Below are 12558 nucleotides of genomic sequence, written 5' to 3' on the forward strand. Positions count from 1 at the left end.
GCGACGCAAAGGTAGCACGCAATCTTATTTCATCCCGTGCGCCGATGTGACGGATTTGTCATCGGCGCGCGGGTGTCGGTGCCGCGTCCGGAGTCATGCCCCGGCGCGATGGTCCGCCGTCACCCGGCCGCAGTCCAGCAATTCCGCTTCATGCCCCGCCTCGCGCCATGTCTCGGCCAGCGCCTGCGCTTCCCAGTCGCGAACCGCCGGATGCGCCAGGATGGCCGCGACCCAGGCCGCTCCCGCCGTCCCGACATCGATGCCATACGTCCTGACCCGGAACGCGACCGGCGCGTAAAAGGCATCGACCGCCGAGAAGTCGTCTCCCGCCAACCAGGGTCCGCCGAACCGGCCAAGCCCTTCCGCCCATAATTCGGCCAGCCGTGCCACGTCGCGCAGCAACGCGGGCGATGCCCCACGCGCCTCGACGCGAACGCCGACATTCATCGTCCGCGCCGCCCGAAGCGCGCCGAATCCGCCGTGCATCTCGGTCACGGCACACATCGCCCAGGCCCGCGCGGCCTCGTCCGTCGGCCAGACGCCGGGATGCCGCTCCGCCAGATAGAGCGCGATGCCGAGCGAATCCCAGACGGTCCGCTCCCCGTCGAGCAGCACCGGCACCTGTCCCGTCGGCGAGAAGGCCCGGAACGCCGCATAGTTCTCCGCCGCCTCGAACGGCTCGATCCGGTCGGCAAAGGGAATGCCCAGTGCCTTCATCAGCAGCCATGGGCGCAGCGACCAGCTCGAATAATTCCGGTTCGCGGTGATGAGGGTATAGGCCATGATCCTAACGCTCGAACCGCGCGGTCGTCTTGGCGGCGACCTCGTCCACGGTGACGCCCGGCGCGCATTCGACCAGGCGGAAGGCGCTGTCGTGATCGGGCCGCTGGAACACCGCCAGGTCGGTGACGATCATGTCGACCACGTTGCGCCCGGTCAGCGGCAGGGTGCATTCGGGAATGAATTTCGGGCTGCCGTCCTTGGCGTTGTGCTCCATCACGACGATGATCTTCTTGACGCCCGCGACCAGGTCCATCGCGCCGCCCATGCCCTTGATCATCTTGCCGGGGATCATCCAGTTGGCGATGTCGCCCTTTTCCGACACTTCCATCGCGCCCAGCACGGTCAGGTCGATATGCCCGCCCCGGATCATCGCGAAACTGTCCGCCGACGAGAAATAGACCGACTGCGGCAATTCGCTGATCGTCTGCTTGCCCGCATTGATCAGGTCGGGATCGACCTCGTCCTCATAGGGAAACGGGCCGATGCCCAGCATCCCGTTCTCGGACTGGAGCGTCACCTCCACCCCCTGCGGGATGTGGTTGGCCACCAGCGTCGGGATGCCGATACCCAGATTGACGTAGAAGCCGTCCTTCAGTTCGCTGGCCGCACGGGCGGCCATTTCGTCGCGGGTCCACGCCATGGTCACTGCTCTCCTGTCGGATGCCACCGCCGGTCGGCGGGAAAGATGTCATCGACCGCGCCCTTCAGCGCCTTGCCGTATACGGGGTTGGGAAAGACGAACCAGCCACGCCCCCACAGCGCCGCGATGCGCGGGCCGTCGGCGCGGGCGCGCCGTTCGGCGACGCCGCCGGGCCGGTCGAACAGGCCGCTGAAATCGCCCAGCTGGTCGCCGCCCATCGCGACGACGCAATAGCGCTCGGCGATGCGCCAGCGGCGCGTATCCTTGTCATCGCCGGTGCCGCCGTCGGGCCGCACGAACAGCGTGTCGCCATGCACCGCCGGGCCAAGCCCGGCGGCGTCCAGCGCCCGGGCCGCGCCGTCGGCACTGTCGCGATTGGTGTTGAAGATCACCGCCACGCCCATGGCGCGCAGATCGGCGAGCGCCGCCGCCGCGCCGGGCGTGGGCAGCACCGCCTGGCCATCGCTCGCTTCCCACGCGCGCCAGCGTTCGGGAAAGGCACGATCGGCCCGGCCGGTCAGGTCGTCCTGCTCGAATCCCAGGTTAAGCAGCACGGTCTCATCGACGTCGAACACCGCCGCCGGACGCTTGCCCGCGCAGGACAGGAAGCGCGGCGCCTCCAGCGTCGCCCCCTTCGCCAGCACCACGCTGTCGGCGACCGGCCGCTTCACCCGATCCCCGACATAGGCGACCAGCGCGGTCCAGGCCTGGCGCGAAATCGCATCCGCCTCGGCCGAGCCGTAGAGATATTGCATCCCCGCCAATTTCGGGTTGGGCGCGACTGGCGAAGGCGATGCCGGGCTGGTGTTGCCGACCGCGACGACGCAGCCAGACAGCGACAAGGCGGCGGACAGCGACAGGATGGCGGCAAGCGTCGCCTGCCATCGCCGGCCGGAAAACCCGCCCCTCCGCATCATGCCCGCTCGCGCACCGTGCGGAATTCGATCTTCTTCTCATATGGCGCGCCGACAATCATCCGCTTCACATAGATGCCGGGCAGATGGATCTGGTCGGGGTCGAGGCTGCCGACCGGCACCACCTCCTCGACCTCGGCGACGCAGATCCGGCCCGCCGTCGCCATCGGCTGGTTGAAATTGCGCGCGGTCTTGCGGAAGATCAGGTTTCCGGCTTCGTCGGCCTTCCACCCCTTGATGATCGACAGGTCGGCGCGGATGCCACGCTCGAGGATATAGTCCTCCCCGTCGAAGCTCTTCACTTCCTTGCCCTCGGCCACTTGCGTGCCGACGCCGGTCTTGGTGTAGAAGCCGGGGATGCCCGCGCCCCCTGCCCGGCAACGCTCGGCAAGGGTCCCTTGCGGGCAGAACTCGACCTCCAGCTCGCCCGACAGATATTGCCGCTCGAACTCCTTGTTCTCACCGACATAGGAGGAGATCATCTTCTTCACCTGGCGCGAGCGGAGCAGCTTGCCCAGCCCCACCCCGTCGATCCCGGCATTATTGCTGGCGATGGTCAGGTCCCTGGTTCCCGCCGCCTCGATCGCGTCGATCAGGCGTTCGGGAATGCCGCACAGGCCAAAGCCGCCCGCGCAGATCGTCATGCCGTCGAACAACAGGCCATCAAGCGCGGCGGCGGCGTCGACATAGAGCTTCTGCATGGCGTCCTCCCTAGGTTCGCCAAGAGGGTTAGGCGGACGGGTGGAGCCGGGTCAACCCGGCGTTTGCACCCGCGCCGGAAGCAGGTCTAGGCTGCGCGCCATGACCTTGAAAACCGGCGGACGCCTGCTTGTCGACTCGCTCCTCGAACAGGGGTGCGACCGCATCTTCACCGTGCCGGGAGAAAGCTTCCTGGCGGTGCTGGACGCGCTGCACGATACGCCCGCCATCGACCTGGTGACCTGTCGGCAGGAGGGCGGCGTGACCTTCATGGCCTGCGCCGACGGGACGCTGACCGGGCGGCCGGGCGTCGCCTTCGTCACGCGCGGGCCGGGGGCGACCAATGCCGCGATCGGCGTGCATGTCGCGCGGCAGGATTCGCAGCCGATGATCCTGTTCATCGGCGATGTCGACCGCGGCACCCGCGACCGCGAGGCGTTCCAGGAAGTCGATTTCCAGGCGATGTTCGCCCCGCTCGCCAAATGGGCGGCGCGAATCGACGATGCCGCGCGAATCCCCGAATATGTCGCGCGTGCCTATGCCACCGCGATGAGCGGGCGGCCGGGCCCGGTCGTGCTGGCGCTGCCCGAGGACATGCTGTGCGACCGGGTCGAGGGCACGCCCCGCCCCCGGATCGAACGCCCGTCGCAGGATGTGCGGATCGAGGACGTGATGGCCGCGCAGGAGATGATCCGCGCGGCGCAGCGTCCCGTCGCGATCATCGGCGGCGCCTGCTGGACGCCCGACGCGACGGCGCTGGCCGCGCAATGGGGCGCGGCGGCGGGCATCCCGCTGGTCGCGGCGTTCCGGCGCCAGGACGCGGTTTCGGCCACCTGCCCGGTCTATGCGGGCAATCTGGGCTATGGTCCCAATCCCGCACTGGTGCAGCGGGTGCGCGAAGCCGACCTGCTGATCGTGCTAGGCGCGCGACTCGGCGAAGCGACGACCGATGGCTATGGCATCGTCACCCCCGACCATCCGGGCCAAAGGCTGATCCATGTTCATCCCGACCCGGAGGAACTGAACAGCGTCTATCGCACCGATCTGGCGCTGTGTTGCGACGTCGACCGGGCGCTGGGCATGCTGGAATTGCTGGCCGGCGAGGCGGAGGCGCCCCATGCCTCGGGCGCGGCGGCGCATGCGGCCTATCTCGCCTGGTCCGAACCCGCCCCGCGCGAGGGCGTGGTGCTGGACCTCGGCCCGTGCGTCGCGGCGATGCGTGAGCTTCTCCCTGCCGATTCGATCCTGTGCAACGGCGCGGGCAATTATTCGGGCTGGTGGCACCGCTATTGGCGGTACGAGCCGGGGTGCCAGCTTGCCCCGACCTGCGGCGCGATGGGCTACGGCGTCCCCGCCGCGACCGCCGCCGCGCTGCGCCATCCCGACCGGACCGTCGTGGCGCTCGCAGGCGATGGCTGTTTCCTGATGAACGGGCAGGAACTGGCGACCGCCGTCCAGCATGGCGTGTCGATGCTGGTGATCGTCGTCGACAATGGCGGCTATGGCACCATCCGCATGCATCAGGAGCGCGAATATCCCGGCCGCATCGCAGGCACGGGGCTGGCCAATCCCGATTTCGCCGCGCTGGCCCGCGCCTATGGCGCGTGGAGCGAGCCGGTCACCCGAACCGCGGATTTCGCACCCGCCCTCGCACGCGCGATGGCGGAGACCGGCGTCCGGCTGTTGCACCTCAAGACCGATATCGAGGTGATCACCCCCGCCGCCACCCTGTCGCGAATCGCGGGCCGCTGAATCGGCCCGCCTGTCCTGCCGGGGCCGCCGGTCTGGAAAGCGAGGGGAACCGATGGCCGACGAAGACTTCGAAGCGCCAAATTTGGCGCTTCGCTGCTCCTCCGAAAAGATTTTATACGTTACGGTCAGATCATGGGAGCAGGACTTGCAATAGCACTATCAACAGAGCCTGTTTTGCGCACGCTCAGTCCCAGAAAAAAGAAAACCGCCCCGAGGGTAACCGGGACGGTGAGTTCGTTGCTGATTGCTTTAGTCAGAAATCGAATAGCAGACTTAAATGTTGTCGCCAAGAGCGCCCTTGACCGAACCCTTGATCTGTTCGCCCTTGCCCTTGACCTGCTGGACTTGGCCTTCCGCCTTCAGGCGGGCATCGTCATTGTGATCGCCGAGCGCCTCCTTGGCCTCACCAACCAGTTCGTTGACCTTGCCCTTGATCTTGTCGACGAGCTCACCCATGAAAGCCTCCATTTGCTGGCGGATCTTGCGATTCCGTTGAACACTCGAAGATACAACACGTCGTGCTACGACAAGTTCCCTGAAATTTAGGTCAGATAAGCCCCGCGAGCGGGCTGGACGGATCGGCATAGCGGCGCTGCCCCATCCGGCCGGCGCGATAGGCCAGACGCCCGCCTTCCACGGCCGCGCGCATCGCCCGCGCCATCAGCACCGGATCCTTCGCCTCGGCGATGGCGGTGTTCATCAATACGCCGTCGCAGCCCAGTTCCATCGCCACCGCCGCCTCGGACGCCGTGCCCACGCCCGCATCGACGAGCACCGGCACCTTCGCCCCCTCGACGATCAGCCGGATCGTCACCTTGTTCTGGATCCCCAGCCCCGAGCCGATCGGCGCGCCCAGCGGCATGATCGCCACCGCGCCGACATCCTCCAGTCGCCGCGCGGCGATGGGATCGTCGACGCAATAGACCATCGGCTTGAAGCCTTCCTTGGCCAGCACCTCTGTCGCGCGCAGCGTCTCGACCATGTCGGGGTACAGCGTCCGCGCCTCGCCCAGCACCTCCAGCTTCACCAGGTCCCAGCCCCCCGCCTCGCGCGCCAGCCGCAGCGTGCGGATCGCGTCCTCTGCGGTAAAGCAACCCGCCGTGTTGGGGAGATAGGTAATCTTCCGGGGGTCGATATAATCGGTCAGCATCGGCGCGTTGCGATCCGACACATTGACCCGGCGCACCGCGACGGTGACGATCTCCGCCCCGGAGGCTTCGACCGCGGCGGCATTCTGCGCGAAGTCCCTGTACTTGCCGGTGCCGACGATCAGGCGCGAGCGGAAACGCCGCCCCGCCACTTCCCACGAATCATCATCCACGGCCACCGCATGGTCGCCGCCACCGACGAAATGGACGATCTCGATCTCGTCACCATCCTCGACCTGCACCTGCGCCAGCGTCGAGCGGGGCACGACCTCCAGATTGCGTTCCACCGCGACCTTTTCGGGCACCAGCCCCAGATGGCTGGCCAGATCGGCGAGCGACAGCCCGGCGGCGACGCGCTTATGCTCGCCATTCACGGTGATCGTCACGGTTCCATCGGTGTGGGGCATTGTGTCACTTACCATGCAGTCGCCGGCCCCGGTCTCGACGCCCAATCTCGACGCGGAGCGGGGGAAGCGGTTAAGGAAGGCCCTCGATCTAGGCCCGGCCACACCCGGCCGCAACCACAGGAGTGCGGATGTCCGCGACCCTCCCCAAGACTATTTATGTCCTCAACGGGCCGAACCTGAACCTGCTCGGCCTGCGCGAGCCGCATATCTATGGCCATGACACGCTGGACGATATCGCGGGAATACTCGAGGACCGGGCGCGCGAACTCGACCTGACGATCGACATGCGCCAGTCCAATCATGAGGGCCATCTGGTCGACTGGCTGCACGAGGCGCAGGCCTATGAGGCGAAAGCCGTCTTGCTCAACGCCGGGGGCTTCACGCATACGTCGATCGCGATCCATGACGCGATCAAGGCGGTGACGACGCCGGTGATCGAGGTCCACCTCTCCAACCCTCATGCGCGGGAGGCATTCCGTCATGAGAGCTTCATCGGGCGTGCCGCAAAAGGCACAATTGCCGGTTTTGGCGCGCATTCCTATCTGCTCGCGCTTGAAGCCGCCGCCCGGTTCTGACAGGAGCGCTGCCCATGATCGAAAAGACTGAACAAGCGATGAAGGTCGACGTCGACCTCGTCCGTCAGCTCGCCGAGCTGCTCGACGCCACCGCCCTGACCGAGATCGAGGTCGAGCATGGCGATCGCAAGATCCGCGTCGCGCGCAAGGCAGCGCCGGTTGCGCAGATGGCCTATGCCCCTGCGCCCGCCATCGCCGCCGCTCCGTCCCCCGCCGCCGCCCCGGCGGCGCCGGTGGAAGCCGCCGCGCCCACCGTATCGGCCAATGCCGTGAAGTCGCCGATGGTCGGCACCGTCTATCTGGCGGCCGAGCCGGGCGCCAAGCCCTTCGCCGCGGTGGGCCAGAAGGTCGCCGTGGGTGACACGCTGCTGATCGTCGAGGCGATGAAGGTGATGAACCCGATCACCGCGACCGCCGCCGGCACCGTCACCGCCGTGCTGGTCGAAAATGGCCAGCCGGTCGAATTCGACCAGCCCCTGGTCGTCGTCGAGTAAGCCGCCTTGGCGCAGATCAAGAAGCTCCTGATCGCCAATCGCGGTGAGATCGCGCTGCGCATCCACCGCGCCTGTCACGAGATGGGGATCCAGACGGTCGCCGTGCATTCGACGGCGGACGCGGATGCGATGCATGTCCGCCTGGCCGACCAGGCGGTGTGCATCGGGCCGCCGTCCGCGGGCGAGAGCTATCTCAACATCCCCAACATCATCTCGGCCGCCGAGATTTCAGGCGCGGACGCGATCCACCCCGGCTATGGCTTCCTGTCGGAGAACGCCAAGTTCGCCGAGATCGTCGAGGCGCACGGCCTGATCTTCGTCGGCCCCAAGCCCGAGCATATCCGGGTGATGGGCGACAAGGTGGAGGCCAAGCGGACCGCCGGCGCGCTCGGCCTGCCGCTCGTCCCCGGTTCGGACGGCGCGATCACCGATGTCGAGGAGGCCAAGGCACTCGCGGCGGCGATCGGCTATCCGGTCCTCATCAAGGCGGCCAGCGGCGGCGGCGGGCGCGGCATGAAGGTCGTGCCGTCCGAGGACCAGCTCGAAACGCTGATGCAGCAGGCGGGCTCGGAGGCGAAGGCCGCGTTCGGCGATGCGACCGTCTACATGGAAAAATATCTGGGCAACCCCCGGCATATCGAATTCCAGGTGTTCGGCGACGGCAACGGCAATGCCATCCATCTGGGCGAGCGCGACTGCTCGCTCCAGCGCCGGCACCAGAAGGTGCTGGAGGAAGCCCCCTCGCCGATCATCTCGGCCGAGGAGCGCGCGCGCATGGGCGGCATCGTCGCCGGTGCCATGGCCGATATGGGCTATCGCGGCGCGGGCACGATCGAATTCCTGTGGGAAGACGGCGAGTTCTATTTCATCGAAATGAACACCCGCCTTCAGGTCGAGCACCCCGTCACCGAGATGATCACCGGGCTGGACCTGGTGCGCGAGCAGATCCGCGTGGCGGAGGGTCATCCGCTGACCCTGCGGCAGGAGGATGTGCAGTTCCGTGGCCATGCCATCGAATGCCGCATCAACGCCGAGGACCCGCGTACCTTCGCGCCCTCGCCGGGCATGGTGAAGACCTATCACGCGCCGGGCGGGATGCATGTCCGCGTCGATAGCGGGCTGTATCAGGGCTATAAGGTGCCGCCCTATTATGACAGCATGATCGCCAAGCTGATCGTCTATGGCACCACCCGCGACGGCGCGCTGCGCCGCCTGCGCCGCGCGCTCAACGAATTCGTGATCGAGGGGATGAAGACCACCATCCCGCTCCACCAGGCGCTGCTGGACGATCCGGAATTCCAGAAGGGCGACTATACGATCAAGTGGCTCGAGGAGTGGCTGGCAAAGCAGGATGCGTGATCGTCCGGCACCCTCCCTGTTAGGGGAGACCGCTTCCAAAGGCTCCTTCCCCACGCGGGAGGGAGCCTTTTTTGTGCGATGCGGCGCGGATTAGCCTCTCCACAAATGGCGCCGCCCATGGCACAAGGATCGTCAGATGAAGGCGACGATCCTCCACAATCCGCGCTGTTCCAAATCGCGCGAGACGCTCGCCCTGCTGACGCAGGCGGGGGCCGATGTCACGGTGGTCGAATATCTCAAGACCCCACCCGCCGCGGAGGAATTGTGCCGCCTTTTCGCCAAGGGCGGGCTGTCGCCGCGCGATGGCCTGCGCACGGCCGAGGCCGAGGCGAAGACGCTGGCCAACGCGGATGACGCCGCGATCCTGTCCGCCATGGTCGCCAATCCGATCCTGATCGAACGCCCGCTGGTTGAAACCGACAAGGGCGTCGTCATCGCCCGCCCGCCCGAAACGGTGCGGAACATCCTTTGAGCGCTGCCCGAAAAATAGGCACAGGTCCGACACCTGCCTGCTTTTCGGGCGCAAGACTGACGCAGATCCTGCCCACGCAAGAGGGCGGAGAAGTTGGCACGATCCCTGCTACGCGCAGGATCGGGCGAGGGTTCGAACAACATCGGGGGCATTCAGGCTCGTGAAAAAGATTGAGGCGATCATCAAGCCCTTCAAGCTCGATGAGGTGAAGGAAGCGCTGCATGAAATCGGCGTGTCCGGCATCACCGTCACCGAGGCCAAGGGGTTCGGCCGCCAGAAAGGGCATACCGAACTGTATCGCGGCGCCGAATATGTCGTCGACTTCCTGCCCAAGGTGAAGCTGGAAGTGGTGGTCGAGGACGGCCTGGCCGAACGCGTGGTCGAGGCGATCGCCGCCGCCGCGCAGACCGGCCGCATCGGTGACGGCAAGATCTTCGTGATCCCGGTCGAGACCGCCCTGCGCATCCGCACCGGCGAACGCGACGACGCGGCAATCTGACGCTTCCGAAACCCCTCCGTCACCGGGCCGACATCCGGCCCGGCTAAACCCTTATCACCGCCACCGGCCTGTCGCCGGGGACGGGCAAGCAGAGAGAGAACGGCACATGGCGAATACGGCCAGCGACATCCTGAAGAAGATCAAGGACGAAGAGATCGAGTGGATCGACCTGCGTTTCACCGATCCCAAGGGCAAGTGGCAGCACCTGACCATGGTCGCCTCGATCCTGGGCGAGGATGAGCTGACCGACGGCCTGATGTTCGACGGCTCGTCGATCGAGGGCTGGAAGGCGATCAACGAGTCGGACATGGTGCTCAAGCCCGACCTCGACGCCGTCTACACCGATCCCTTCTCGGCCACCCCGATGCTGATCCTGTTCTGCGACATCGTCGAGCCGTCGACCGGTGAGCTGTACGCCCGCGATCCGCGCTCGACCGCCAAGCGTGCCGAGGCGTTCGTGAAGACCACCGGCATCGGCGACACCGTCTATGTCGGCCCGGAAGCCGAATTCTTCATGTTCGACGATGTGCAGTTCGACACCAACTATGCGTCGTCCTACTTCAAGATCGACGATATCGAACTGCCGACCAATACGGGCCGCGAGTATGAAGGCGGCAATCTGGGCCACCGTCCGCGCGCCAAGGGCGGCTATTTCCCCGTCGCACCGGTCGATTCCGCGGTCGACATTCGCGGCGAGATGGTCACCACCATGCTCGAAATGGGCCTGCCCTGCGACAAGCATCACCACGAAGTGGCCGCCGCGCAGCACGAACTGGGCATGACCTTCGGCACGCTGACCCAGACCGCCGACCGCATGCAGATCTATAAATATGTCGTGCATCAGGTCGCCCATGCCTATGGCAAGACCGCGACCTTCATGCCCAAGCCGATCAAGGACGATAACGGCTCGGGCATGCACACCCACTTCTCGATCTGGGAAGGCAAGACCCCGCTGTTCGCCGGCAACGGCTATGCGGGCCTGTCGGAAACCTGCCTGTATTTCATCGGCGGCATCATCAAGCACGCCAAGGCATTGAACGCGTTCACCAACCCGACCACCAACTCGTACAAGCGTCTGGTGCCGGGCTATGAAGCGCCGGTGCTGCTCGCTTACTCGGCGCGCAACCGCTCGGCCTCGTGCCGCATCCCGTACGGCACCGGCCCGAAGTCGAAGCGCGTCGAAGTCCGCTTCCCCGACGCGCTGGCGAATCCCTATCTCGCCTATGCGGCGCTGCTGATGGCGGGTCTGGACGGCATCCAGAACAAGATCCATCCGGGCGAGGCGATGGACAAGAACCTGTACGACCTGCCGCCCGCCGAGCTGGCCCAGGTCCCGACCGTCTGCGCCAGCCTGCGCGAAGCGCTTGACTCGCTGGCCGCCGACCACGACTTCCTGCTGAAGGGCGACGTGTTCACCAAGGACCAGATCGAAAGCTATATCGAGCTGAAGATGGGTGAAGTGATGCGTTGGGAAATGACCCCCAGCCCGGTCGAGTACGACATGTATTACAGCGGCTGATCCAGTCCCTGCACCAATGTCACTACGGGGAAAGGGGCCGCGAGGCCCCTTTCTTTTTGGTTGAACGACAGATCGGCACCGGGGATAATGACGGGCAGAGCGGGGGCAGGCATACCGATGACGAAGCCTATTTGGGCCGGGCTGGCGCTGATGGCCCTTACCGGCGCGGCGCGACCGCCCGAAACCGGCACCATGACACCGGATTTCTGCGCGCGGCTGGCGACCGATATCGGCATCGACAAGCCCGCCGCCGCCGATGGTCGGACCGAATGGACGATCAACGCGATGAATTTCGGGCAGCGCGTCCTCTTCGGCGGCACCTTCTCCACGGGCGTCGGCGTCACCCCCATCGAACCCGCGACCGTGGATGACTATCGCCGGGCCGAAGACATGTGCGGGCCCGATGGGAAGGGCGCGATCTGCAAGCTGGTCGGCCGGATGAACTTTCGCTTCCTGTGGAAAGGCAACAGGATCGTCACACCACTGGCCGCCGGCGAAAAGGCGACGATCCGGGTCAAAGGCCTCAGGACGACGTGCCGAACCGAAGGATGAACGGCGGGGCCGTCACTTCGCCATCGCTATCCGCTTCGCCGACAGGATCTTCACCGGCGCGGCCAGCATCTCGCCCTTGAACGGGCCCTTGGCCGGATCGGTGGGCGCGTCGAGGATGCGGTGGATCACGTCCATCCCCTCCACCACCTGGCCGAAGGCGGCATAGCCCAGATTGTCGCCCGGCTTGGACGGGTCGGCGTCGAGCGAGGGCTGGTCACCGACCATGATCGTGAAGTCGCCGCGCGCCGTACCCGGGGCCAGCCGTGCGATCGAGATGGTGCCGTCACGGTGGCGCAGCCCGGTCTTGGTGGTGGGCTCATGCGCGATCGGCGGCAGGATGCGCTTGGGTTCGTTCTGGATGCCGAACTGGACGAAGCCGAAATCGGGCGCCACCCGGACCGAGCGGTAGAAGGTCACCCCGTCCAGCCGGTGCTGGTCGACATAGCGCAGGAAATTGGCGGTGGTGATCGGCGCATGCGTGCGGTCGAGGTCGAGGACGATCGGACCGGCATTGGTCTCCATCGCGACGCGGACCAGCACCGGCCTGGGCGCCTCCGCTGGCGCGGCCGATATGGTGGGCGGAGTGGCGGGCGAGACGGCGGGCAGCGGGGCGGCAACGGCCTGGGCCAGGAACAGGGCGATGGGCAGCAGGATCATCAGCGTCTCCGATATCAGTCGAAATCCGTCGGGCGTCCGCAACCCGGCCACGCCATGGTGCGCGCCGGGCGGCTCGGGACAATCGCGG

15 protein-coding genes are annotated in these 12558 nt (G+C 66.3%); 8 read left to right on the forward strand and 7 right to left on the reverse strand.

Annotated elements, in window-relative coordinates:
• Positions 1-93 precede the first annotated feature (93 nt).
• The 4 genes from RN629_RS09790 to RN629_RS09805 are packed head-to-tail and all read right to left on the reverse strand — an operon-like array spanning position 94 to position 3038.
• Positions 94-783, reverse strand: coding sequence for a glutathione S-transferase family protein (locus RN629_RS09790; protein WP_407035064.1), 690 nt, complete (start codon positions 781-783; stop codon positions 94-96).
• Between the two features lie 4 nt (positions 784-787).
• Positions 788-1423, reverse strand: coding sequence for a CoA transferase subunit B (locus tag RN629_RS09795; protein WP_407035065.1), 636 nt, complete (start codon positions 1421-1423; stop codon positions 788-790).
• Between the two features lie 2 nt (positions 1424-1425).
• On the reverse strand, positions 1426-2337 hold the full coding sequence (locus RN629_RS09800) for an HAD family acid phosphatase (RefSeq protein WP_407035107.1): 912 nt from the start codon (positions 2335-2337) through the stop codon (positions 1426-1428).
• Positions 2337-3038: a CoA transferase subunit A gene (locus tag RN629_RS09805; RefSeq protein ID WP_407035066.1), complete on the reverse strand. Its 702-nt coding sequence runs from the start codon at positions 3036-3038 to the stop codon at positions 2337-2339. Before RN629_RS09805 ends, RN629_RS09800 begins: the two co-directional genes overlap by 1 nt.
• Before the next feature lie 100 nt (positions 3039-3138).
• Here RN629_RS09805 and RN629_RS09810 point away from each other — a divergent pair, with 100 nt between their 5' ends.
• Positions 3139-4788 carry a thiamine pyrophosphate-binding protein gene (locus tag RN629_RS09810; protein ID WP_407035067.1) on the forward strand — a complete coding sequence of 550 codons (1650 nt, stop codon included), beginning with the start codon at positions 3139-3141 and terminating at the stop codon, positions 4786-4788.
• Between the two features lie 273 nt (positions 4789-5061).
• Here the strand turns inward: RN629_RS09810 and RN629_RS09815 are convergent, their stop codons facing one another.
• Both RN629_RS09815 and thiS read right to left on the reverse strand, forming a co-directional pair.
• The gene (locus RN629_RS09815; RefSeq protein ID WP_407035068.1) at positions 5062-5244 is read right to left on the reverse strand and encodes a CsbD family protein; all 183 of its coding nucleotides are present in this window, start codon (positions 5242-5244) and stop codon (positions 5062-5064) included.
• Positions 5245-5335: 91 nt separating this feature from the next.
• Positions 5336-6343 carry a sulfur carrier protein ThiS gene (gene thiS, locus RN629_RS09820; protein WP_407035069.1) on the reverse strand — a complete coding sequence of 336 codons (1008 nt, stop codon included), beginning with the start codon at positions 6341-6343 and terminating at the stop codon, positions 5336-5338.
• Between the two features lie 128 nt (positions 6344-6471).
• Here thiS and aroQ point away from each other — a divergent pair, with 128 nt between their 5' ends.
• From aroQ to RN629_RS09855, 7 genes are all read left to right on the forward strand, one after another.
• Complete coding sequence (gene aroQ / locus RN629_RS09825) at positions 6472-6918, forward strand: type II 3-dehydroquinate dehydratase (protein ID WP_407035070.1); 447 nt, start codon at positions 6472-6474, stop codon at positions 6916-6918.
• A gap of 14 nt (positions 6919-6932) precedes the next feature.
• Positions 6933-7412, forward strand: a complete 480-nt coding sequence (gene accB, locus RN629_RS09830; protein ID WP_407035071.1) for an acetyl-CoA carboxylase biotin carboxyl carrier protein — start codon at positions 6933-6935, stop codon at positions 7410-7412.
• Between the two features lie 6 nt (positions 7413-7418).
• Positions 7419-8771, forward strand: coding sequence for an acetyl-CoA carboxylase biotin carboxylase subunit (gene accC, locus RN629_RS09835; RefSeq protein ID WP_407035072.1), 1353 nt, complete (start codon positions 7419-7421; stop codon positions 8769-8771).
• Between the two features lie 136 nt (positions 8772-8907).
• The gene (gene arsC / locus RN629_RS09840; protein WP_407035073.1) at positions 8908-9243 is read left to right on the forward strand and encodes an arsenate reductase (glutaredoxin); all 336 of its coding nucleotides are present in this window, start codon (positions 8908-8910) and stop codon (positions 9241-9243) included.
• Positions 9244-9403: 160 nt separating this feature from the next.
• Positions 9404-9742 (forward strand): P-II family nitrogen regulator, encoded by a 339-nt coding sequence (locus RN629_RS09845; protein WP_007405799.1) that lies wholly within the window; start codon positions 9404-9406, stop codon positions 9740-9742.
• 106 nt (positions 9743-9848) lie between these two features.
• Positions 9849-11261 carry a type I glutamate--ammonia ligase gene (gene glnA, locus RN629_RS09850; RefSeq protein WP_407035074.1) on the forward strand — a complete coding sequence of 471 codons (1413 nt, stop codon included), beginning with the start codon at positions 9849-9851 and terminating at the stop codon, positions 11259-11261.
• A 117-nt stretch (positions 11262-11378) separates the two neighbouring features.
• On the forward strand, positions 11379-11813 hold the full coding sequence (locus RN629_RS09855; RefSeq protein WP_407035075.1) for a hypothetical protein: 435 nt from the start codon (positions 11379-11381) through the stop codon (positions 11811-11813).
• Positions 11814-11825: 12 nt separating this feature from the next.
• On the opposite strand, the gene RN629_RS09860 is transcribed toward RN629_RS09855, so the two are convergent.
• Complete coding sequence (locus tag RN629_RS09860; RefSeq protein ID WP_407035076.1) at positions 11826-12470, reverse strand: peptidylprolyl isomerase; 645 nt, start codon at positions 12468-12470, stop codon at positions 11826-11828.
• Positions 12471-12558: the final 88 nt, after the last annotated feature.

The organism is Facivitalis istanbulensis, assembly GCF_040560405.1.
Lineage (GTDB): Bacteria > Pseudomonadota > Alphaproteobacteria > Sphingomonadales > Sphingomonadaceae > Sphingomonas > Sphingomonas istanbulensis.

Coding starts and splice junctions, on each gene's coding strand:
- RN629_RS09790 (WP_407035064.1), bottom strand. CDS start 783: ATGGCCTATACCCTCATCACCGCGAACCGGAATTATTCGAGCTGGTCG.
- RN629_RS09795 (WP_407035065.1), bottom strand. CDS start 1,423: ATGGCGTGGACCCGCGACGAAATGGCCGCCCGTGCGGCCAGCGAACTG.
- RN629_RS09800 (WP_407035107.1), bottom strand. CDS start 2,337: ATGCGGAGGGGCGGGTTTTCCGGCCGGCGATGGCAGGCGACGCTTGCC.
- RN629_RS09805 (WP_407035066.1), bottom strand. CDS start 3,038: ATGCAGAAGCTCTATGTCGACGCCGCCGCCGCGCTTGATGGCCTGTTG.
- RN629_RS09810 (WP_407035067.1), top strand. CDS start 3,139: ATGACCTTGAAAACCGGCGGACGCCTGCTTGTCGACTCGCTCCTCGAA.
- RN629_RS09815 (WP_407035068.1), bottom strand. CDS start 5,244: ATGGGTGAGCTCGTCGACAAGATCAAGGGCAAGGTCAACGAACTGGTT.
- thiS (WP_407035069.1), bottom strand. CDS start 6,343: ATGCCCCACACCGATGGAACCGTGACGATCACCGTGAATGGCGAGCAT.
- aroQ (WP_407035070.1), top strand. CDS start 6,472: ATGTCCGCGACCCTCCCCAAGACTATTTATGTCCTCAACGGGCCGAAC.
- accB (WP_407035071.1), top strand. CDS start 6,933: ATGATCGAAAAGACTGAACAAGCGATGAAGGTCGACGTCGACCTCGTC.
- arsC (WP_407035073.1), top strand. CDS start 8,908: ATGAAGGCGACGATCCTCCACAATCCGCGCTGTTCCAAATCGCGCGAG.
- glnA (WP_407035074.1), top strand. CDS start 9,849: ATGGCGAATACGGCCAGCGACATCCTGAAGAAGATCAAGGACGAAGAG.
- RN629_RS09855 (WP_407035075.1), top strand. CDS start 11,379: ATGACGAAGCCTATTTGGGCCGGGCTGGCGCTGATGGCCCTTACCGGC.
- RN629_RS09860 (WP_407035076.1), bottom strand. CDS start 12,470: ATGATCCTGCTGCCCATCGCCCTGTTCCTGGCCCAGGCCGTTGCCGCC.